This window comes from Bifidobacterium sp. ESL0822 (assembly GCF_052606675.1).
The window spans coordinates 1,604,135-1,626,842 of sequence record NZ_CP199596.1 but is presented as its reverse complement, the minus strand read 5'-3'; the positions used below and the strand labels follow the sequence as shown (position 1 = coordinate 1,626,842).

Sequence of the window (22,708 nt, the reverse complement as noted above, 5' to 3'; positions counted from 1 at the left end):
GCATGACTCTGTAGTCACTCCATGTCGGTATCCATAGAATCGCCATCATCTGTGTAATCAACCGAATCATCAGCCTGATCTGTTTCATCCGCGTCCAACGGGGCATCATATCCGACAGGTTCGTCCTCAGCATCGTCAGGCAGGTCTTCGTCTTCGCTCCTGGCCTTCAGGTAGACAGTGACATAACGATGGGGTTCCTCGCCGTGGGAGCGTGACTTCAGCCCCTCCTCGCGGACCATGTCATGGACGATCTTGCGCTCGAAAGAGTTCATAGGCTTCATATTGACGGGATCGCCGGTCTCACGAACCTCATCAATCACATCCAGGGCCTGCTCGCGAAGATGTTCGCGCTTGCGCCGCAGGAAACCATCCACATCCACAATCAGATGGGAGCGCTCCCCTATCTTCTGCTGCACGGCCAAGCGTGTCAGCTGCTGAAGAGCATCGACCACCTCACCATCCTTGCCGATCAGATGCTTAATGTCCGTATCGTCGTCAGCCACAATCTGCACGGTCGGACGGTGGTTGCGCACCCCCATCTCGATATCGCCCTCGTAATCGACGATGTCCAGCAACCCCTCCAGATAGTCGGCGGCGACATCCGCCTCCTCATTGAGTTGCTCGATGGTCTTTCCCTGGTCCAGAGACTGAGACATCTATGCTCTCCTTACACGCGTTTACATCCGATTCATAACCTCAGGTCCACTGGATTCCTGGTCACCAATCGAGTGTCCAGTATCGAGGATACACGGACGTGATGATTGCAGATTACTCCAGTATTCGCCCGACCGAAAGCCGGGTTACCACGCCGGCCTCCACCGCCAGTAGCCGCATCAACGGCCGCGACGTTTGCGATGGGGCTGGGAACGCTGGTGGGAGATGTTCTTGTTGCTGCGGGCTTCCTCTTCCAACCTCTTGGCCTCCATCAACTGCTCCTCCTCCAAAGAGGGCAGCCCCTGGCGCTTGCGGCGGGCATTCTCACGGCGATGGTCACGCTCTTCCTTGCTCTCTGCGGCCGGCGAGCCCGGCGTTGGCATATGACGGACCTGGAAGAGGGTTCGGCCCAGATTCCAAAGGTTGTTGGTCAACCAGTAAATCAACACAGCGAAGGGGAAGTATATGCCCGAGAAGATATACATGACCGGAAAGATGAAGGCCATCATCTGCTGCAACTTGTACTGCTGTCCCTGCATGGCCGACCTGGGCATGTTCCGCCGGACGTTGTGGAACTGCGAGTAGAACATGGCCAGGCACATGAGCACAATGAAGACCACAATGACTATGCGGCCCGCACCCTGGGCTGACATGAAGTTGTCAGAAATCCGCAGCCCGAAGAAGGTGGTCTCTTCGAATTCCCGCGCCACCTGTCGATTGAAGGCTCCCAGAGGTGCCCGCTTGCCACGGGCGATGAAGGGCACAGCCGAAAGCACATAGAACATGGTCATGAAGACCGGGCCCTGGACCAACGCAGGCAGACAGGACCCCATAGGGTTGGCATGATTGTCCTGGTAGACCTTCATGGTCTCCCGACTCATGGCCTCTCGGCTAGCCGGATCCTTCTTGTTGCGGTATTTGTTCTGGATCTTCATCAGTTTGGGCTGCAGGGCCTGCATCTTTTGCATGGATCGCAGCTGCTTGATGAAGAGCGGCAGGACACACAGGTTGACGACCAGCACCAACATCACTACCGAGAGCGCCCAGGCCACGCCGGGACCCTTGTGGAACCCGATCAAGGTCAGGAACTTGTGGCAGTAGGTCATGATGTAGGTCATGAGCCACTCGATAGGGTACAGGATCTTGTAGAAGAAGCCGTATATGCCCGTATCGAAAGTAAAGGTGTCGTTGTTCTGGAACATTGTCAGGCCGTCTCCTTGTCTGGGGCCATGGGGGTCAGCCGGGCCTCCTCATGGGCCTTTGACCACGAGAACCGATAGAAGATGGAAAATCTTTGGGGCACGTCATCGATTCCGCCGTTGTTGAAGGGTGTGCAACGCAACAGGCGCAGAACGGCCAGGATGGTTCCACGCAAGGCCCCGAACCGTTTCAGGGCGGTCAAAGCGTACTGTGAGCACGTCGGGTAGTAACGGCACCTCGGCGGCGACAAGGGTGAGATGTGGCGCTGATACCAGCGGACTGCACCCTGCAAAGTCCGGGAGGCCAGGCCGCTCATGCCCTACATCCTTCGTTGGCTTCCAGTCGTTGAATCGGTCGACCCTTGGATCCGCCGGCGAGCTGCAGACCTGACTGTCCCTGTGCATCGAGACTGCCGACAGTCTTTCCGGTCTTATGCGTGAGGTCACGGAAGAGCCTGTCCACTTGCTCCTCCAGCTGCTTGTAGGTGGCTGTAGCAGCGCTGGGTTTGGCGCGCAGGACCAGATCACAGGAGGATGGCAGCAGGTCCTCCTTGAATCCGGCAAGTTGCCTGAATCTGCGCTTGACCTTGTTCCTAGTCACGGCTTTACCCACATTTTTGGACACAGCAAGCCCCATGCGGCGTCTGCCTACAGGCAGGATGTCATGCCGCCCTTCGCGCACAGCCGATGTCACCGGCAACTGAGTCGCCGTCCGGTCAGATCCGGGTATCCAATAATGTATGACCAGATCCCTACTACTGACCCGATGACGTCGCCTGAGCACCGCCGTGAACTCCCGGTGGCTCCTCAGCCGTTCCACCTTCTGAAAAGGGATTGGGATCCGGCTCAGGCGGAGAGGGTCCGACGGCCCTTTGCCCGGCGGCGGTTGATCAGGGCACGACCGGAGCGGGTGCGCATGCGAGCGCGGAATCCGTGCTTCATGTGACGACGGCGATTGTTGGGCTGGAATGTCCTCTTCATAATTCGTTGCTCCCGTGTGTAGACATACTCGAGTACGGCTCGTAATGAGTCAAGCTATATCACGGTACACATGAGCCGGGACGGAGTCAAACAGGCTTCCATCATCCTACTGGTGAAGACCACTCCCTACCTTGCGCAAACCCTGTCATGGCGGGAGAAAGAGCCTCCTCACTTATCCACAAATTACATCACTGTTATTCACATTCGGCGCAGATACAACACGCTATCCTGTGGATAACCACGCAAAGTCGGTGTAACAATGGGCTACTGTCTACTTTGAGAGAAGCAGGAAGACCGGGACAATCCGTCGTCGAGAAGAGAGGAGCATACTGATGGCGCAGGATCCGCTGGATGCCGCTGCCCAGGCCGAGAGAATCTGGGATTCGGTCCTGCAGGTGCTCCGCTACAGCAGCTCATTGACCTCCAGGGACAAGGGTTGGCTGGAGGACATCACCCCTGAGGCGGTCTTCGGCACCACCATCGTTCTGCGGGTCTCCTCTAAGGCCACCCAGGAGGCTGTGCAGGGACCGCTCAGTCAGCCCCTCCTCAATGCACTGCAGCTGGTCACCAACCAGGAAATGTTCCCGGCCATCAAGATCGTCTATCCGGAGCAGATGGCCAAACAGATGGCTGCCGACCAGCAGAAAGACCAACGAACATCCGCCTTGGCTGGCTCCGCCCCGGGAAGCGGCGAGTTCCGTCAGGTCCACAGTCCCGCTCAGGATCCTTACGGCGACTATCAGCGTCAGACCGGCGCAGATCGAACCCCCGGCTCGGAGACCCACTCGGACTGGCAGACCGAGACTGCTGGAACATCCAAGTCCCCTGTTGTTTCCGTTAATGACTTCCATGAGGGCACCTATGTGCCCATGACCTTGGATATGCAGGCTGAGCTGTCAGAGCCCTCCCCTGCTATGAGGTCAACGGCAGGCGGTGATGCCGATCAACAAAGCGAGGCAGACAGGACCGCATCCCGGCCCGCCTTTACCGTGCCGCGCTTCCCCATGAGCCAGAACAGGGTGGAGCGTGACCCACAGACCCACCTGAACAAAAACGCCACATTCGACACCTTCGTCCCAGGCGACTCCAACCGTTTTGCACGGACCGTGGCCTTGGCCGTGGCCGAAGGATCGGGCCAGGACTTCAACCCCTTATGTATCTACGGCAGCTCAGGCCTGGGCAAAACCCATCTGCTCAACGCCATCGGCAATTATGCTCTGGTCAAGGATCCCTCGCTCAAAGTCCGATACGTCAACTCGGAGGAATTCACCAACGAATTCATTGACGCCCTGCAGAACTCCACCCAAGGATCGGGGCAGATAGCTGAATTCAACCGCCGCTATCGGCAGGTGGATGTGCTTCTTATCGATGACATCCAATTTCTGGGAGGCAAGGAAGCCACCCTGGATCAGTTCTTCCACACCTTTAATGCCCTCCATGACGCCAATAAGCGCATCGTCATCGCCTCGGATGTGGCCCCCAAGAATCTGAAAGGCTTCGAATCCCGACTGATTTCGCGCTTCGATTCGGGTCTGACCGTGGATGTCAAACCACCAGACAGGGAGACCCGGGTGGCCATACTTAGGATGATGGCCTCCATGAACGGGGTCAGTATTCCCAACGAGGTCCTGGACCTGATTGCGGAACGCTTCACCGAGAACATCCGAGAACTTGAGGGGGCCCTGACCCGCGTCACGGCCGTGGCCAGCCTCAATAATCAGCCGGTTACCACAGCATTGGCTGAACAGACCCTGCAGGACTTCTTCTCAACGGACGTAGAAATCAAGCCCACTGACATCATCTCCCAGGTGGCCAAGTACTTCCATCTGACCTTTGACGATATAGTCGGCCGCACGCGCACCAAGAACATCGCCCTGGCCCGGCAGATTGCCATGTACCTGGCCCGGGAAATGACCAGCATGTCCTTGGTTGACATTGGCGAGGTCTTCGGTGGCCGCGATCACACCACAGTCATGCACGCATACACTCGTATCTCCAATGAGATGCAGGAGAAAAGGGAGATTTACAACTACGTCATGGAGCTGACGGTTCGGCTCAAGCAGCCTCAGAACTGACACGACACGCAGACACCAGTGTGGATTGCCGAAAAAAGATATCCACCTACTTATCCCCGGATGTGGGCAATCCTTGGGAATAACCCACCGCTTTTCCGGGGACAGGCGGTGGATTCTCAGCGAATAACCACACTAATTTTGTGGATAACTCGGCAGAAATCCATCCCTGTGCACAACTCGACTTCTTGTTCACATCGATCTCACCACTTGTCCACAGCGATTGGGCGGTGTGTATCCACCACGTTGCAGGGATTTAAGAACTTATCCACACCATCCACCGTGCTTATTACGATGACTCTATGTATATTTATGCAATAGTCACCTTCACACTCAAGCACATCTGCTCACTCCAACCACATCACCAGAGCTATTCGATAGAATGAGACCAGTTCATTCATCGACAAGAAGGCTCCCATGAAAGTAGAAGTGAATTCATCCGCACTCTCGGATGCAGTGGCCTGGACCACCCGCATCATCCCTTCCCGACCGGCTTCGCCGATTCTGGCGGGTATCAGGATGGAAGCCTCTGACGGAACATTGAAACTGTCCGCTTTCGACTACGAGGTTTCGGCAAGAAACCACATCGAAGCAGGCATCGACGAATCCGGAACGGCTCTGGTCCTGGGCAAACTGTTGGCGGACATCACCAAATCCCTGCCGTCGGAGAAGACCTATCTGTCAACCGAGGGATCCAAGATGACCATTACCTCGGGCAAATCGACTTTTTCCCTGCAACTGATGCCCGACAGCGAGTATCCAGACCTCCCTGCCGTCCCCGAACCCATGGGTCAGGTGGATGCTGAGACCTTTATCCAGTCCATCTCCCAGTCCATCGTCGCCGTTTCCAGGGAAGAGAGCCGGCCTGTACTGACCAGCGTCAAGACCGAAATCACCGGGGACAAGGTGGTCATGACCGCCACCGACCGTTTCAGGCTGTCCCGGTCGAGCTTCACCTGGACTCCTCGCGACTCCGACTTTTCCACCTCCATGCTGATCCGTGGCTCCCTGCTGCGAGACATCGCCCGTTCCCTGGACGAACACCAGAATGTAACCATGGATTACGAGGCTGACAACCCCACCATCATGGGCGTGGAAAACGCTGGCAAAATATCCACCACCCAGCTGATTGATGGAGAATTTCCGGCCGTTGATCGTCTCTTTTCGGACGAGTACCCCATCCAGGCGGTCATCGCCCGGCAGGATCTGATTGACGCCATCAAGCGTGTGGCTCTGGTGGCCGAACGCAACGCCCCCATTCGTATGGTCTTTTCCGGCAACGAGGTGACCCTGAGCGCAGGCACAGCTGACGAGGCGCAGGCCCATGAGGTTCTGCAGGTGGATCTGGACGGTGAAGACATCACGGTGGCTTTCAACCCCAGCTATCTGATTGATGGGTTGGGCGCCATTGCCGAGCCCTTTGTCCGCATCAAGATGACCTCGGCTGTCAAGGCCGTGGAGTTCAACGGTCAGCAGGAGCAGGATTCCGAGGAGTCCATGGACTACCGTTACCTGCTGGTACCCATGCGTTTCAACAACTGACACCCGGGCAGGTTCAAGGAACGATCGTCGTGCACATCTCCCGTCTGGTTCTGGATCACTTCCGTTCCTGGGAGCATTGCGTCCTCGATCTTGAACCCGGGGTGACCATTCTCGAGGGGCGCAACGGCCTGGGTAAGACCAACCTGGTCGAGGCCATCGAGGTCCTTTCCACTGGCGGCAGCCATAGGACCTCATCCTCCTTGCCTTTGGTAGAACGTGGGCAGTCCAAGGCCACCATCAGGGCCAGGCTGGAGCAGGACGGAACCGCCACCGACTATGAGCTGACCATTGCCGCCAAAGGAGCCAACCGGGGAAGAATCAACGGCGGGCCTTCCCTCTATCAGCGTGACCTGGTAGGTCGGGTGCCCTGCGTGACTTTCAGCCCCGAGGATCAGCTGATGGTCTCCGGAGAGCCGGCAGCCAGGCGGGCCGTGCTGGACCAGGCCGGCAGCCAGCTCGATGCCGACTACTTCCAGGTCCGGCAGGATTTTCGCCATGTAGCCAGGCAGCGCTCCGCCCTGCTCAAGCAGCTTTCCCAAGCGGGCTATGATCCCTCGGGTAATGGGCGTGACGCCGCCTTGTCCGGCCTTGAGGTCTGGACTGGGCAGTTCATTCGCACCGGACTGGATTTGAGCTGCCGACGAGCGGCTCTGGTAGAGGCTCTGAATCAGCCCTTCAGCGATTTGTATGGTCGGCTGGCAGGCTCTGATCAGGATGCTCGATTGACCTACCGGCCATCTCTGGAGGAGATTGGCCCAGATAAGCAGACAGGTCCCGAAGTCGCCGAAGCCGTCAGCCGTCACTTTCAGCGGATATACCCGGGAGAAGTGGCCCGAGGCACCAATCTGATTGGTCCCCAGCGCGATGATCTGGCTTTCACTCTCAATGGCATGCCTGCCCGGGAGTTCGCCTCCAACGGTGAGATGTGGACCCTGGCCCTGGCTTTGCGGCTGGCTCTGCTGCAGGTGGTCAAGGATCGTCGCTCCTTGGAGCCCATCGTCATTCTGGATGATGTCTTCGCCCAGTTGGATCGGGGCCGCAGGGATCAGATTCTGGATTTTGCCCGTCAGCAGGACCAGGTGCTGATTACCGTGGCCGCCGACAGCGATATTCCCTCCCTGCAGGGTGCCAGGCTGGTGGATGTGTCCCGACTGAGACCTGTGCAGCCATCCGATCCGGCCGCCCAGGATCCCGCCATTGCCAGTGCCATGCAGGATCTGCGTCGAACCAGAGGGACGGCTCATGACGACTCGGATATGCCGCATGAGTCGGAAGAAAACGACCAGTCATGAAGGCGCCCATGGTTGAGACCCTGCACCTGGATCAGCGTCGATTGCCGGCCCTGGTCTTCGAAGGCTGTACGCGACGGGCTGCCACTCGTCGACAGCGGGAGGACAACTCCCGTAAGGCCTGGTATGCATTCGGCAAGCCGGGCCGCGATCCAGCCAAACTAGGAGGCGTGGTGACCAGCCTGGCTGCCGGGAGCGGGTGGACCAGCCATCTGAAGGTAGCCCGGCTGCGCAACCAGTGGGACAGTGTGGTGGGACCCGGCATCGCCGCCCATTCGAGAGTGGTCTCCTACCAGGAAGGCGTGCTGATTATCCAGGCGCAGACCACGGTCTGGGCCACCCAGCTGACTTACCTGGTCCCTCAGCTCAAGGCGACCATTGTCAAACGACTGGGCATGCCGGTCAAGCAGATTCGGGTGACCGGCCCCCACAACTACAGCTTCCGCCGTTCGCGGTTCGATCCGCCCGGCCGAGGCGTGCGCGACACCTATGGGTGAACCCATAATCTGCGAATACCGTCTTCCCAGCTTTCTGTAAGCCTAAAGTCCCATAGCGCTGGTATTCTATAGGTTATAGGGTCAAACGCTTCCAAGGCCCCTTTATGGACGATTTGGAACCTGGTGACCATGACTCAATCCCCCGCTCGACCACGAACGGAAGCTGCTTTGTCGTCAGTGGCCGACGATGGGGGTGCAGAAAGGACTATCCGTGGCAGATCTCAACACCGACCCGTCCCGGACCCCGCAAGAGGGCCGGGAGCATGAGGAGGACAAGCCTCAGGATGATGGCATGACGGGCCAGGATCAGCTGGACCGGCTGGACGACGCGCAGCTGGATGACTCGCTCTCCCCCGAGCACTATGACGCCAGCGATCTGAAGGTGCTGGAGGGGCTGGAGGCGGTTCGCGTCCGTCCTGGCATGTACATCGGCTCGACGGGCCCCAGGGGCCTGCATCATCTGGTCTACGAGATCGTCGACAACTCGGTCGACGAGGCCCTGGCCGGGTACGCCGATCATATTGAAGTCACCATCCTGCCTGACAACGGCATCCGTGTGGACGACAACGGGCGCGGCATCCCTGTGGACGAGGTGCCAGGCGAGGGCAAGAGCGGCGTCGAGGTGGTCATGACCAAGCTGCATGCCGGTGGCAAGTTCGGTGGCGGCGGCTACGCGGTCTCGGGCGGCCTGCACGGCGTGGGCATCTCCGTGGTCAATGCCCTGTCTACCCGGATCGACGTCCAGGTGCGCCGACAGGGCTATCACTGGCATCAGAGCTTCCGCAACCAGAAGCCAACCGCTCCCCTGTCCAAGGACCAGGCCATGGGGCCGGACGAGAGCACCGGCACCTCGGTGACTTTCTGGGCCGATCCCAAGATCTTCGAAACCACGGTCTATGATTTTGAGACCCTGCGTAGCCGTTTCCAGCAGATGGCCTTCCTCAACAAGGGTCTGCGGATCACCCTGACCGACCTGCGCCCCAATGACCAGGCCGGTGACGAGGTGGCGGGCGAGGAGCAGACCCCGGAGCAGAAGGGCCAGTCAGTCAGCTACCAGTATGCCAACGGCATCAAGGACTATGTGGACTACCTGGTCAAGGTCAGGAAGGCCACGCCTGTGGAGGCCGAGGTCATCGACTTCGAGGCCGAGGATCTGAAGCTGGGCATCTCCGCCGAGGTGGCCATGCAGTGGACCACCGCCTACTCGGAGTCGGTCCACACCTTCGCCAACACCATCGCGACCACCGAGGGCGGCACCCATGAGGAGGGGTTCCGTGCGGCTCTGACCAGCATGATCAACCGCTACGCCCGGGACAAGAACATCCTCAAGGACAAGGACGACAACCTCTCTGGCGACGACGTGCGCGAGGGGCTGACCGCCGTGGTCTCCGTCAAGCTGACCAACCCCCAGTTCGAGGGCCAGACCAAGACCAAGCTGGGTAATTCCGAGGCCAAGACCTTCGTCCAGCGGGTCATGACCGAGAGACTGAGCGACTGGTTCGACGCCCACCCAGGTGAGGCCAAGGCCATCATCCAGAAGGCCATGGAGGCCTCCCGGGCCCGGATCGCTGCCAAGAAGGCCCGCGAAAACACCCGGCGCAAGTCAATCTTCGAGACGGCCGGCATGCCAGACAAGCTCAAGGACTGCCAGTCCAACGACCCCGAGGAGTGCGAGCTGTTCATCGTGGAGGGCGACTCCGCAGGCGGCTCGGCTATTCAGGGGCGCAACCCTATGACCCAGGCCATCCTGCCCCTGCGCGGCAAGATCCTCAACACGGAGCGGGCCAGCCTGGACCGCATGATGAAGTCCGACACCATCGAATCCCTGATCACTGCCGTGGGCGGCGGATACGGCGAGGACTTCAACATCGACAAGGTGCGCTACCACAAGGTCATCATCATGGCCGACGCCGATGTGGACGGCGCCCACATCGCCACCCTGAATCTGACCCTCTTCTTCCGCTATATGCGGCCCATGATCGAGGCTGGCTATGTCTACGTGGCCATGCCACCGCTCTACCGGCTCAAGTGGACCAAGGGACCGCACAGCTTCGTCTACACCGATGCCGAGCGCGACAGGGTCCTGGCCGAGGGCAAGGCCTCCGGTCGGCAGCTGCCCAAGGGCGAAGGAATCCAGCGCTACAAGGGTCTGGGCGAGATGAGCTACCAGGAACTCTGGGAGACCACCATGGATCCGGAGCACCGCATCCTCAAGAAGATCCGCATCGATGACGCCGAGCAGGCCGACGAGACCTTCACCATGCTCATGGGCGACGAGGTCGAACCCCGGCGTCTGTTCATCCAGCGCAACGCCCACGACGCCCGCTTCATCGACGCCTGAGACGCGGACGCCTCCCCTTTTCAACATTTGAGCTAAGGATCGATTTTGGCAGACGATAACAACAACGACAACAACCCGGAACAGGATGGCCTCAACCTGCCCGACGGGTCTCGAGAGCCACTCAGCCCTCAGGAGATGGACAACACCGACTACGGCCTCCTGAAGGGCGAGCGGATTCAGCCCATTGACCTTCAGCAGGAGATGCGGGAATCCTACCTGTCCTATGCCCTGTCAGTGATTGTGGAGCGCGCCCTGCCCGACGTCCGCGACGGCATGAAGCCAGTGCACCGCAGGGTCATCTACGCCATGTATGACGGTGGATACCGGCCCGACCGCGGCTACAACAAGTGCTCGCGCGTTGTAGGCGACGTCATGGGCAAGTACCACCCCCACGGCGATGCGGCCATCTATGACACCATCGTGCGCCTGGCCCAGTCCTGGTCCATGCGCTATCCGCTGGTGGACGGCCAGGGCAACTTCGGCTCCCCCGGCGACGACCCGGCAGCCGCCATGAGGTACACCGAGTGCCGCATGGCCCCCTTGGCCATGGAGATGGTGCGCGACATCGACAAGGATACGGTCGACTTCATCCCCAACTACGACGGCAAAACCCAGGAGCCGACGGTTCTGCCCTCCCGCTTCCCCAACCTGCTGGTCAACGGATCGGCCGGGATCGCCGTGGGTATGGCCACCAACATTCCTCCGCACAATCTGCGCGAGGTGTCCAAGGGTGTGCACTGGGCACTGGAGCATCCCGAGGCCTCCAAGGAGGAGCTGCTCAACGCTCTGATCGCCATCATCAAGGGGCCTGACTTCCCCACGGGCGCCACCATTCTTGGGCACAAGGGCATCGAGCAGGCCTACCGGACAGGACGGGGCCTGATCACCATGCGGGCAGTGGTCAATACCGAGGAGATCCGCGGAAGGATGTGCCTGGTGGTCACCGAACTGCCCTACCAGGTCAACCCCGACCGGCTGGCCTCGTCCATCCGCGAGGCCGTGCGCGACGGCAAGATCCAGGGCATCGCCGACATGCGCGACGAGACATCGGGCCGCACCGGCCAGCGCCTGGTCCTGGTGCTCAAGCGCGATGCCGTGCCCAAGGTGGTTCTCAACAACCTTTATAAGCACACCCAGCTCCAGCAGACCTTCGGGGCCAATATGCTGGCCCTGGTGGACGGGGTTCCCAGGACGCTGAGCCTGGATGCCTTCATCCGCCACTGGGTGGACCACCAGCTGGACGTGGTCGAGCGGCGCACACGCTATCTGAAGCGTGAGGCCGAGGATCGCGACCATATACTGCAGGGGTATCTGAAGGCCTTGGACATGATCGACCAGGTCATTGCCCTGATTCGAGCCTCCAAGGATGTAGAGACTGCCCGCACCGGCCTGATGGAGCTGCTGGATGTGGACGAGGTTCAGGCCGACGCCATCCTGGCCATGCAGCTGCGCCGTCTGGCCGCCCTGGAACGGCAGAAGATCCTGGATGAGCACGAGGATCTCATGCGCAAGATCGCCGACTACAACGACATCCTGGCCCACCCAGAGCGCCAGCGCACCATCGTGGGCGACGAGTTGGACGAGATCGTCGACAAGTACGGTGACGAGCGGCGCACCCGGATCGTCCCTTACTCGGGCGAGATGAACGTGGAGGATCTGATTGCCGACGAGCAGGTGGTGGTCACCGTCACCCATTCCGGCTTCGTCAAGCGGACCAAGGCCGACGAGTACCGTGCCCAGCACCGCGGCGGCAAGGGCATCCGCGGGGCCAGGCTGCGCGAGGACGACGTGGTGGACCACTTCTTCCTGACCAGCACCCACAACTGGCTGCTCTTCTTCACCAACAAGGGCAGGGTGTACCGGCTCAAGGCCTATGAACTGCCTGAGGGTTCCCGTGACTCCAAGGGTCAGCATGTAGCCAACCTGCTCCAGCTGGGCCAAGGCGAGCGGATTGAACAGGTCCTTTCCCTGCACGGCTACGACGATGCCGACTATCTGGTACTGGCCACGCGGACAGGACGGGTCAAGAAGACCCGCCTGGACGAGTATGATTCGCCCCGTCAGGGCGGCCTGATCGCCGTGCGACTGATGGAGCTGGGCACCGTCACCGACGAGGAGGGACAGGAGGTGCCCCAGAGCGACGAGCTGGTGGGTGCCGCCCTCTGCAATGCCGACGACGAAATCATCCTTGTCTCCCGCAAGGGCATGAGCGTGCGCTTCTCGGCGGACGACTCCACTCTGCGGCCCATGGGACGGCAGACCGCCGGCGTCCAGGGCATGCGATTCCGGCCCGGCGACGAGTTGCTGAGCATGGACGTGATTGCCAAGGAGTCCGAGGATGACCTGCTGGTGGTCACCGATGAGGGCTTTGCCAAGCGAACCGCCCTGAGCGAGTACCGCCTGCAGGGCCGCAACGGTTACGGTGTCAAGGCCATCGCCATGGTGGAGGGCCGTGGATCCCTGGTCGGCGCCTTGGTGGTGAACGAGGATGACCAGATCATGGCCATCATGAAGTCCGGTAAGGTCATCCGTTCCGATGTGGCCGAGGTCAAGCGGACCGGTCGTAACACCCAGGGGGTCACCCTGGCCAAGCCCGACAAGGGTGACGAGATTCTCTCCATCGCTCGTAATGCCGAACGTGATGACCAGGAAGAGGATGCCGGTCAGACCGACCTGGCTTCCGCCGCTCCCCTGGCAGCCAAGGATCAGCCCATCGCCACCACCGGAACCGGCGACGGCCAGAGCCTGACCCAGGAGCACTGAGTTTGGTCCGCTACCAGTCTGACAAGACTGGTAGCCTCGTAAGAAGTCATGCAGGCCCAGCGGCAGTATGCGCGGGCCATTGAACGCAAGGATCAAGGAGTGCCGATGAGCCAGGATGATCAGGAGCAGGTCAAGGCCGGCAAGCAGGGTGCTGGTAAGCCCCAAAAGGGGAAGACCAAGGCTGATGAATCCGCACAGGGCGAGTCCCGTCGATCTTCATCGGTCACTCCCCCGACTCCTGCAGCCGGCAGGACGGCATCTGGACGTCCCGCAAGAACCGCAGCTTCTGCTGCCGGTCCGGTCAAGGTATCCTCGTCCCGTCCTGTTCGGCCTGCGGCTTCGGCTTCGACGGCGCGTCCTCATGTTCCTCGGGCCCGGCGTATGCAACTGTCCCTGACCCGATTGGAGCCCTGGTCGGTGGCCAAGGTCACCTTCCTGCTGGCCATCGCCGGGGGCATCATTCAGGTGGTGGCTGCTGCCCTGCTCTGGTTCCTGCTCAACGCCATGGGGCTCTTTGACAACCTGACCCAGGTCATCTCCAAGACGGGCCTGGACGCGGGCGGCTTCGACCTGGGCCAGGTGCTGAGCCTGGGGACGGTTCTGAGTTCGGTGACCATCTTCTCCATTTTCGAGATTGTCATAGTAGTGGTTATGGTCACCATTTTCGCCTTCCTCTACAACCTGGTCAGTTCCCTGGTAGGCGGCATCCACGTGACCTTGGGCGACGACTGAGCTCTTCGTCGGCACGGTCAATCGGTCGATAGACCCGAGAGCGATTTAGACTGGATTCGTGCTCTCGACATACTTGGACTACTTCAGCGGCTCCTTTGGCATATCTCTGGTTTTTTGGCCGCTGGCCTCGCTGATTCTGACCCTGCCCATTCTTGCCCTGATCTACAACCGCTATCACCGGCTCCGGCTGACAGCAGCCATGGCGGCCTACCTGACCGTCTTATACTTGCTGGCCCTGGTCTTCTTCACCCTCTGGCCCATGCCCGACGACCGTGCCGCCTTCTGCGCCACCCATCATCTGAGCCCCCAGCTCAACCCCCTGCAGTTCCTGACCGACCTGAGCACAGGCGGTCGTATGGCCATGCTGCAGATCCTGCTCAATGTAGTCTTCTTCCTGCCCCTGGGCTTCATTATGGGGCGGGTCTTCCGCTGGCGCTTCATCCTGGCCCTGCCGGTCGCCCTCCTGGTCTCCCTCTTCATCGAAACGGCCCAGCTGACCGGGGTCTTCGGCATCGTGGGCTGCGCCTACCGTCTCTTCGACGTGGACGATCTGATTTGGAATACTTCTGGCGCCATAATCGGCTACCTGGTGGCCATGGTGGCCAACAAACTCGTCCCCACCCGTCAGGCTGACGCCGCCCAGCTGGTCACCAACCCCGGGTTCATACACCGTGCCGTCTCGCTGGCTTTGGATCTGCTCCTGGCCACCATCCTGTCCATGTCCCTGGGGATGGGCGTGACCTATGCGGTCCATCGCCTGGGTACCTACCAGCTGGATGGCCACTACCGCTTTGGCGGGCTACTGATTGCTCCATCAGCTCTGGATGTGTTCGGGATGGTGGTGAATCTGGTCATGCTGCTGATCTTCGAACTGCTTATCCCCCTGCCCCGCAGGGGACGGACACTGGGTGCCACCTTCACCCACATGACCGTCGAGACCAAGCAGCGGCATGGCTGGTCCCGCTTCCTCTTCTATCTGTTCCGGACCGCAGTCATCCTGGCAGTCTTCGGCCCCTGGACCGGCAACGTTCAGATTGCAACGCGCATCCTGGCCCTGCTCCTGCTGGTCTTCTATCTGATCAAGCGGCAGATGCCCTATGACCTCTTGCCTGGGACAGCCTACCGGGAGGAGGACACGGGTGCAGAGGAATCCTTCGACGACCGGCGGGGGTGAAGCCTGACCTCGGACAGGATGATGGCGGCGAAGATGATGGCGAATCCCAACAGATGGGTGGCCGTCAGCTCCTCGTGCAGGATCAGGACCGAGACCAGCATGCCGAACAGGCTCTCCGAGCACAGGATCAGCGAACCCTGGGCGGCTGGAACCCTGGAAAAGGCGATGTTCTGGAAGTTCTGGGCCATCAGGGTCGAGATCAGCGTCAGATAAATCATGGAGCCCAGGGTCGAAGGCGTGAAGTCGGCCGCACTGGGCAAGGGATCGAAGATCAGCGCGCAGACCAGGAAGAGGATACCGCCGAAAAGCAGCTCCAGGTAGGTCAGGGTGGGGGCATCGAACTCCTTGGTCAGGAAGCCGGTGATTACCAGGTTGACCCCGTAGAGCAGGGCGCCGGCCAGGGTCAGCAGGTCACCGGTGCTCAGAGCCAGCCCCTGTCCCCCGCCGTGGGCTGGCAGTGAGATCAGAGACACACCCAGGATGCAGATGGCGGCCGCGATGAAGTGGCGCAGGGCCGGCCGTCGACGTGCCATGATCCAGACCAGGAAGGGCACAAAGATGCAGTAGGTGGCCGTCAGGAATGAGTTGCGGCCTGGGGCGATGGTAGTCAGCCCCATCATCTGCAGGCTGAAAGCCGCCCAGTAGCTGACCCCCAGAATCAGACCCGGTACCAAGGTGTGTATGGCTCCGGTTCTACGCAGCCGTGGCAGCAAAAAGGGCGTCATGATGACGATGGCACACAGGATGCGAATGCCCATCAGCCAACGCACAGTCAGGGTCTCCATGGCAACCTTTTCGAAGGTGTATCCGGCTCCCCAGGCGGCGGCGGCCATCAGCAGCATCAGGCGGGCCAGCCAGGTGGAGGGTTTCCAGGACGAAGAGGGTGCGAAGGTAGACATGTTTCGACTCTAATCTTGCCCGTCCACAAGTGAGAATTGATTTGCAAGACAAAAGCGAGTAGTCCAAACCAGGCTTGTCCTGGTTCGGCTTCGGGCAAGCAGGGTCTGCCATGCCGGACATCTCCGATATCATGGAAGAATGGTGATAACGGCGGCCATAGGTCCTTGGCCGACGGGTTAAGGAGTGTGCGCCAGGATGATCAGAATCGCAGTGGTGGATGACGATTCCATCAGCTGTCGGACCATGGTCAATTACCTAAGCCGCTATCGCAAGGAGCGTCAGGAGGAACTGACGGTCAGCGTCTTCACCGATGGCAAGGCCTTTGCAGATGGGTATCGGCCTGTTTACGACATCCTCCTTCTGGACATTCAGATGACCCCCATGGACGGGATTGAAGTGGCCCGCAGGGTACGCGCCCGTGATGAGTCGGTGGTCATCGTCTTCATCACCTCCGCCCCCCAGTACGCCATCAATGGCTATGAGGTGGGCGCTCTCTCCTACCTGCTCAAGCCCCTGCCCTGGTTCGCCTTCTCCCAGGAGCTGGACCGGTCCATCGCCCAGGTGCGCGGCCGCGTGGACCTGTCCATCCTGATTACCGAGGGCGCCCGATCCACCAGAATTCCCCTCAAGGACATTGTCTTCATCGAATCCGTCCGCCACAGCAGCGTCATCCATACCTTGGATTCCTCGCTGACCACCAACAGTACGTTGAAGAGTCTTGAGGGCCAGCTGGACCAGCGGGGATTCTTCCGCTCCAACTCCTGCTACCTGGTCAACCTGGCCCACGTGACGGGCATGGAGGACCAGGACTGCATTATGTCCACCGGTCAGCGGCTGCGGGTCAGCAGGCCCCGTAAGAAGTCCTTTATGACGGCTCTTACCGCCTACGTGGCAGGTCGGCCATGACCACCACCCACATCCTCAATGCCCTGCCTGACATCCCCCGGCTCTATACGGCCATCAGCGAGTGGCTGGGTTGCCTGGTCTACCTGTTGGCCATCGGGCCGAGAATCTCCCGCCTGCGGATGGCAGCGGTCCTCCTGCCTGGTCTGGCTGTGCTGATCGTGGTTCAATACTGGGCTGGCACCCTGCCTATCGCCTTCTGGATCATCAGCATGTGCCTGGCTGTGGCCTGCATGTATGCCATCATCATGCTGGCTTCAGGGTTGGGTGCGCTGGATGGAGCCTATCTGCTGGCCCGTGCCTTCGTCCTGGCTGAGCTGGTCGCCTCCCTGCACTGGCAGCTGGACTCCTTCATGCGGCCTTCCAGCCACAGCCTGTACGACCCGGCCTCCCTGATCCTGCTGGTCCTGATCTATGGCGGTGTCGGGCTGTTGGCCTGGGTTGCTGAGCGGCGAAACTTCGCCGATGCCCAGCCTTCCGTGCCTGGACGCAGCGTCTTTATTGCCGCGGTCATCGCAGTGGTCACCTTCGCCATGTCCAACCTGAGCTTCGTCTCCACCAATACCCCCTTCTCCGGTCGGGTCGGCCTGGAGGTCTTCTACATCCGCACCTTGGTGGATCTGTGCGGGTTCGCCATGCTCTACGCCCAGCAGGAGCAGCTGCGGGAGAGCCATACCAGCGCCGAGCTGGCCTCCATCAATGCCCGCTCATACAGCCAGCATCGCGAGTACATGCGTTCCAAGGAGAATCTGGAGGCCATGGGCAGGCTTGCCCACGACCTCAAGCATCAGATCGCCGCCCTGCGCTCGCAGATGGACCCCGAGCGCAAGTCCCAGGACTTCGAGGAGCTGGAGGCTGCGGTCGGACGGTACGGGTCGCAGCAGCACACTGGTAACCCCATCCTGGACGTGGTCATGTCCACCAAGGAGCGCATCTGTTCGGAAGAGGGAATCACTTTGACCATGGTGGCCGACGGCTCGCTTTTGGAGGGGATGGCCCCCATGGATGTCTCCACCCTCTTTGGCAACGCCTTGGACAATGCCATCGAGGCCTTGAGAAAGGTCAAGGAGCCTGACCGCCGCCTGATCAAGGTAGCCTTATATGCTCGAGGACAATTCGTGGTGATTCGCATCGAAAACTACTTCACCTCGCCCCTGAATTGGAAGGGCAATGGCGAGCTGGCCACCACCAAGACAAGGACTGACGATGGCCTGCATGGGTATGGTGTCAAGTCCATCCGGCACATAGCCCACCGCTACCAGGGGGAGATGACCCTGCGCACCGAGCATCATTGGTTCAGCCTCTGCGTGCTCCTGCCCAGGAAGGGCGATCAGTTGAAGCCCATGGCGGCTTCGGCGGCCTTGTAACCCAGACGAATGGCCAGGCGGCCCGGCCTGCCCGGCATGTTGATCATCCGGCAGAGCAGGGTGGAGCGGACGTCGGAGGCGATGACGGGGGAGCGGTGCTTCAGCCTGTTCCAGAGCATGTCCTTGTTCCTGTAGTTGCTGGGATTGCGGGAGAGGATCAGGAAGACCGAGGTCACCACACAGTTGATGGATAGATAGTGGATCATATAACGATAGAGTCCACGGGGAACCATCCCCGGTTCAGGTGTGGAATCCGCCATGAGCCCGTTGACCAGCAGCAGTTGTGAAACCCGGGCGATCATGATCGAAGTCTGTACCGACTGGCCTTGGCGACCGGTGTGATAGCGGTAGAAATTCGTATCCAGGTAGAGCAGGGTATGCACCCAGGGCAGGGGCTGATAAGAGTAGATGAAGTCCACGTAGTAGGTGTGCTCGGGCAGGCATGTGTGGGCCTGGCGGAGCACCTCGGTGCGCAGGATCAGGGCATGCATGATCATGTACTGGGCCAGTCCGAACCGCCGTAGGTGGTTCCAGTCCAGTACCCGTCCTGGATCCATGACGCTGCGGAAGTTGATGACCCGCTTATGCTTGCGGCCCTCCTTTTCATAGACGTAGTTGGTGACCACCATGTCCACTGGATTCGTACGTCGCGATTGGTCACGCAGCTGGTCCAGGACCAGACTCAGGGAGGTCGGGTCCACCCAGTCGTCGGCATCGACCACCTTGACGTAGCGGCCCCGGGCGGCTGCCAGGCCGGTGTTGACCGCGCCGCCGTGACCTTTGTTGGTCTGGCTGATCAGACGGATGGTGTGCGGATGGCGTGCCTGGTATGACTGCACCACCTGCGCTGTGGCATCGGTGGATCCGTCATCGACCACGATGACCTCCAGATCGTCACACTCCCTGCTCAGGAGGGAATCCAGGCAGGTCGGCAGATGCTTTGCCATGTTATAAGCGGGGACGATGAAAGTGAGAACGGGCGGGCTCGTGGAGGCCGGTCGGTCAGCTGTCATGAACGATCACTTCGCAAAAGAATGGGTCAGCGGGTATGTCGGCGGGGTTGCCGTAATCCCGCCGGCGGCCGTTGCGACCACTGTACATGATGGGTTTGAGGAAAAGGCCCCGTCCCTCTGGCCGCCGATGCATGCCGGTTCATTGGCAGCCGGGGGAGTGGGGCCGGAATTTTACTGGGCGCTCGCCTGAGATTCGGTGGGCTCCTGACGGAAGATGACCTTGAAGATGGGGAAGAAGACCCAGAAGGAGATGGCCGAGTTGATGATCATGGTGACCAGGTCAGCAATGGTGGTCCCCAGGCTACCCCAGTTCAGGGTGTGCTGGAAGAAGCCGTAGATGGGGTCCTTGTACCAGCCCTGCAACGCTGCTGCGATGATGGTGATGATCACATAGGCCACCAGGTACCAGAAGGCCGCCTTCCAGACCGAGGAGTTGGACTTGAAGGTGATGTTGCGCTGGAGGAAGAAATTGATGATTTGGGCAATCAGCAGGGTGATCTCCACCGCGAGGAAGTAGGCCAGGCCGCCCCCGCCGCCCTGGCCGATGGATCCGGCAGCATAGTCGAACAGGTAGTAGGGCTTGCCGCCGACGGTACCCATGCGCCAGATCTGGAAGTTGGTGCCCACCAGGGAGGTGCCGTTGAAGATGGCCTTGAGCACCGGCATGAGCACCAGCTGCAGGACGGTGACCCCGTTGGACAGGATGAAGAAGACGATGAACTGGGCCAGGGTGGTGTGCCGGTCGCTGAACCGTCGCCACCAGCGGACGATCGCCCACTGTGAGGTCGTCGTTGCCTTCCCCTGAGTCGGCTGTCCGGCCTGCTGGCTGTGCTGATCACTCATGATTGAGCTCCTTTCCGGTCCGGCGGTTGGCGGACATGTTCCTGAAGAATCCGGCGATGAATCCGCCCAGCCCCCGCCATAGGTGGCCATTGGGAATGCGCACGACGGCCTCGACCATGGCCGTGTCGATCAGTCCGTTGGTCATCTTGGCCATGGCCCTTGGGGGCATGTTGAGCAGGAAGAGGGTGTTCAGGTCGGGGTTGCCGGTCTTGGCTTCGTGGCGGCTCTCGCTCTTGGACAGGAAGTCGGCCACGAACCGGGCAAGGGCGCTTCTGGAGTCCTTCCAGGATGAGAGCGGATCGTTGACGCCGAAGGTGGTGACTGAACCCTGTCGGGCTACCGCGTGACCGAAGAGCGCTGTCACAGCGGAATCGTCGAGCTCCTTGACCCGGCCGGTCAGATAGGCGCCGAGGGCAGGGTCGGGACCCTGCGGATCGACGGTGCCGTGGACTCTCAGATGTCCACGCAGTTCCATCTTGCGCGCGTCGGACCCGATCATGATGGTCCAGTCGCCGGACTCGACCTGCCAGGAGCTGCTGGCCGTATCGAAGTGCCGGAAGGTCGTCTGGTCGAAGTCGATGCGGACCTGGGCTGACTGGCCGGCCTCCAGGCTGACCTTCTTGAAGCCCTTCAGCTCGCGGACTGGCCTGAGCACGCCACCCTTGGGCGCCTGGACGTAGAGCTGGGGAACGGTGGCCCCCTGCCTGTCCGAATCATTGGTCAGGGTGAAGGTGACCCCCTTGTCGTCCACGGTCAGATCGGCGTAGGCGAAGTGTGCGTAAGACAGGCCGTAGCCGAAGGGGAAGCGTTCCTCCACCTCGGCGGTCAGGTAGTAGCGGTAGCCGACGAAGGGACCCTCCCGGTAGATGGACTCGTGCGCTGGGTCGGGGTACCAGTCGGCGCTGGGGCAGTCGGCATAGGACTTGGGCCAGGTTTCCGCAAGGTGGCCGGAGGGGTTGACCCGGCCCGTCAGGATGTTCAGGGTGGCTGAGGCTCCAGCCTGCCCGGACAGTCCTATATAGAGAACGGCATCGCACTGGTCGATCCAGTCGGTGGTGACGGGGGAGCCCGCCACCAGGACGACCACCAGGGGCTTGTCCGTCGCGCCCAGGGCCTTGATCAGGTCGACCTGGTTGCCGGGAATGTCCATGTGGGAACGGTCCAGGCCCTCGGATTCACTGCGCTCATCCAGGCCCACGCAGGCGACGATCACGTCAGCCTGGCCAGCCGCAGCCACGGCCTGGTCGATCAAAGATTGGTTCTTCTCGCCATGGCGTTCGTAGCCCTGGCTGTAGGAAGCCAGCTCCAGTCCGTCGCCCTTGCCCTGCCTGAGCAGGTCCAGCATGCTCTCCTGCTTGGCTGCGTTGACCTTTGAGGATCCGGACCCTTGGAACCTTGGAGTCTGGGCCATATCCCCGACCAGGGCGACCCGGGTGCCGGCGGCCAGTGGCAGACGTCCCTTCCGATTGACCAGAAGAACGGCGGATCCCTCGGCAATGCTCCGTGCCACCTGATGGTGATCCCGTATCTGCTCTGCGGTCAGGTTTCCATCGGGATCCATGTCGGAGTGATAGGTCAGCTTGGCCAGTCGGGCCACCTCTTCGGCCCGGGCATTCAGGTCGGCCTCGTCCAGGCGGCCCTCCTGCACGGCCTTGGCAATCTGGCGAACGGAGTCGTATCCGGCCTGGGGCATCTCCAGGGAGGAGCCATTGGCGGCTGCGGCGACCGCACTGTTGGAGCCGCCCCAATCCGAGACAACCATGCCGTCAAAGCCCCACTCATCGCGCAGGATGTCCTTGAGCAGATGTGGATTCTCATTGGCATAGGTGCCGTTGACCATGTTATAAGAGGTCATGATGGCCCAAGGGTGGGCCTGGCGCACTGCGATCTCGAATCCGGTCAGATAGAGCTCACGCATGGTGCGTTCGTCCACCACGGAGTCAGATGCCTGGCGGCGCAGTTCCTGGCTGTTCAAGGCGAAATGCTTGGGGGTTGCGGCCACGCCCTGGGACTGGATGCCTTCAATAAGGCCTGCAGCCATCTGACCGGCCACCTGGGGGTCTTCGGAATAGTATTCAAAGTTTCTGCCGCATAGGGGGTTGCGCTTGATGTTCATGCCCGGACCCAGAACCATGTTGACGCCCAGGCTTCTGGCCTCGCTGCCCAGCGCCTGGCCCATGGTCTTGGCCAGCTCCGGGTCCCACGAGCAGGCCACGGTGCCGGCTGTGGGGAAGCAGGTGGCGGGCTTGGACTTGCCCATGCCCAGGTTGTCCCCTGATCCGGTCTGGCGGCGCAGGCCGTGCGGGCCGTCGCTCAGGACCATGCTCGGGATGCCCGCTCTCTTCAGGGCGCGGGTCGCCCAAGTGGATTTTCCGGAGAGCAACGATGCCCGTTCCAGAACTGTCAGATCCTTGACTTCCATGGTGTTCCTTCTCCAA

Annotated in this window: 18 protein-coding genes and 1 pseudogene; 10 read left to right on the top strand and 9 right to left on the bottom strand. The window is 60.7% G+C overall.

The features are described from left to right. Nucleotides 1-14 precede the first annotated feature (14 nt). The 5 genes and pseudogenes from ACUIAF_RS06355 to rpmH all read right to left on the bottom strand — a co-directional run bounded on the left by ACUIAF_RS06355 (nt 15) and on the right by rpmH (nt 2,834). Nucleotides 15-656 carry a Jag family protein gene (locus tag ACUIAF_RS06355; RefSeq protein ID WP_015022696.1) on the bottom strand — a complete coding sequence of 214 codons (642 nt, stop codon included), beginning with the start codon at nt 654-656 and terminating at the stop codon, nt 15-17. A gap of 177 nt (nt 657-833) precedes the next feature. Then, nucleotides 834-1,856 (bottom strand): membrane protein insertase YidC, encoded by a 1,023-nt coding sequence (yidC, locus tag ACUIAF_RS06350; protein WP_445338221.1) that lies wholly within the window; start codon nt 1,854-1,856, stop codon nt 834-836. Between the two features lie 2 nt (nt 1,857-1,858). Further along, entirely contained in the window at nt 1,859-2,170 is a 312-nt protein-coding gene (gene yidD, locus ACUIAF_RS06345; RefSeq protein WP_015022698.1) for a membrane protein insertion efficiency factor YidD, read from the bottom strand. Nucleotides 2,171-2,289: 119 nt separating this feature from the next. Further along, nucleotides 2,290-2,673: pseudogene (gene rnpA / locus ACUIAF_RS06340) on the bottom strand (ribonuclease P protein component); the annotation flags it as partial. A 26-nt stretch (nt 2,674-2,699) separates the two neighbouring features. Further along, nucleotides 2,700-2,834 (bottom strand): 50S ribosomal protein L34, encoded by a 135-nt coding sequence (rpmH, locus tag ACUIAF_RS06335; RefSeq protein WP_015022700.1) that lies wholly within the window; start codon nt 2,832-2,834, stop codon nt 2,700-2,702. A 332-nt stretch (nt 2,835-3,166) separates the two neighbouring features. Here rpmH and dnaA point away from each other — a divergent pair, with 332 nt between their 5' ends. The 8 genes from dnaA (at nt 3,167) to ACUIAF_RS06295 (ending at nt 15,244) form a co-directional block, all read left to right on the top strand. Continuing rightward, nucleotides 3,167-4,909, top strand: a complete 1,743-nt coding sequence (dnaA, locus tag ACUIAF_RS06330; RefSeq protein WP_015021047.1) for a chromosomal replication initiator protein DnaA — start codon at nt 3,167-3,169, stop codon at nt 4,907-4,909. Between the two features lie 414 nt (nt 4,910-5,323). After that, nucleotides 5,324-6,448, top strand: coding sequence for a DNA polymerase III subunit beta (gene dnaN / locus ACUIAF_RS06325; protein WP_110416627.1), 1,125 nt, complete (start codon nt 5,324-5,326; stop codon nt 6,446-6,448). A 29-nt stretch (nt 6,449-6,477) separates the two neighbouring features. Further along, entirely contained in the window at nt 6,478-7,740 is a 1,263-nt protein-coding gene (gene recF / locus ACUIAF_RS06320) for a DNA replication/repair protein RecF (RefSeq protein ID WP_110416628.1), read from the top strand. A gap of 8 nt (nt 7,741-7,748) precedes the next feature. Further along, entirely contained in the window at nt 7,749-8,234 is a 486-nt protein-coding gene (locus ACUIAF_RS06315) for a DUF721 domain-containing protein (RefSeq protein ID WP_232348564.1), read from the top strand. Between the two features lie 292 nt (nt 8,235-8,526). Continuing rightward, entirely contained in the window at nt 8,527-10,575 is a 2,049-nt protein-coding gene (gene gyrB, locus ACUIAF_RS06310; protein ID WP_445339175.1) for a DNA topoisomerase (ATP-hydrolyzing) subunit B, read from the top strand. A 135-nt stretch (nt 10,576-10,710) separates the two neighbouring features. Next, nucleotides 10,711-13,338 carry a DNA gyrase subunit A gene (gene gyrA, locus ACUIAF_RS06305; protein ID WP_445339174.1) on the top strand — a complete coding sequence of 876 codons (2,628 nt, stop codon included), beginning with the start codon at nt 10,711-10,713 and terminating at the stop codon, nt 13,336-13,338. Nucleotides 13,339-13,443: 105 nt separating this feature from the next. Further along, entirely contained in the window at nt 13,444-14,070 is a 627-nt protein-coding gene (locus ACUIAF_RS06300; protein WP_198216799.1) for a DUF3566 domain-containing protein, read from the top strand. 58 nt (nt 14,071-14,128) lie between these two features. Then, nucleotides 14,129-15,244, top strand: a complete 1,116-nt coding sequence (locus ACUIAF_RS06295; RefSeq protein ID WP_015021054.1) for a VanZ family protein — start codon at nt 14,129-14,131, stop codon at nt 15,242-15,244. Here ACUIAF_RS06295 and ACUIAF_RS06290 read toward each other — a convergent pair. After that, entirely contained in the window at nt 15,190-16,143 is a 954-nt protein-coding gene (locus ACUIAF_RS06290) for a DMT family transporter (RefSeq protein ID WP_015021055.1), read from the bottom strand. The genes ACUIAF_RS06295 and ACUIAF_RS06290 overlap by 55 nt on opposite strands. Before the next feature lie 196 nt (nt 16,144-16,339). On the opposite strand from ACUIAF_RS06290, the gene ACUIAF_RS06285 reads away from it, so the two are divergent. Together ACUIAF_RS06285 and ACUIAF_RS06280 are read left to right on the top strand one after the other, a co-directional pair. Then, on the top strand, nt 16,340-17,050 hold the full coding sequence (locus ACUIAF_RS06285) for a LytR/AlgR family response regulator transcription factor (protein ID WP_015021056.1): 711 nt from the start codon (nt 16,340-16,342) through the stop codon (nt 17,048-17,050). Further along, entirely contained in the window at nt 17,047-18,414 is a 1,368-nt protein-coding gene (locus tag ACUIAF_RS06280) for a sensor histidine kinase (RefSeq protein ID WP_015021057.1), read from the top strand. Before ACUIAF_RS06285 ends, ACUIAF_RS06280 begins: the two co-directional genes overlap by 4 nt. Here the strand turns inward: ACUIAF_RS06280 and ACUIAF_RS06275 are convergent. The 3 genes from ACUIAF_RS06275 to ACUIAF_RS06265 all read right to left on the bottom strand — a co-directional run bounded on the left by ACUIAF_RS06275 (nt 18,378) and on the right by ACUIAF_RS06265 (nt 22,692). Further along, entirely contained in the window at nt 18,378-19,427 is a 1,050-nt protein-coding gene (locus ACUIAF_RS06275) for a glycosyltransferase family 2 protein (RefSeq protein WP_445338219.1), read from the bottom strand. The genes ACUIAF_RS06280 and ACUIAF_RS06275 overlap by 37 nt on opposite strands. Before the next feature lie 171 nt (nt 19,428-19,598). Further along, nucleotides 19,599-20,270, bottom strand: coding sequence for a hypothetical protein (locus ACUIAF_RS06270; protein ID WP_198204248.1), 672 nt, complete (start codon nt 20,268-20,270; stop codon nt 19,599-19,601). Beyond that, a complete protein-coding gene (locus tag ACUIAF_RS06265; protein WP_445338217.1) occupies nt 20,263-22,692 on the bottom strand; it encodes a glycoside hydrolase family 3 C-terminal domain-containing protein in 2,430 nt (809 codons plus the stop codon). The genes ACUIAF_RS06270 and ACUIAF_RS06265 overlap by 8 nt, the downstream gene beginning before the upstream one ends. Between the last annotated feature and the right edge of the window lie 16 nt (nt 22,693-22,708).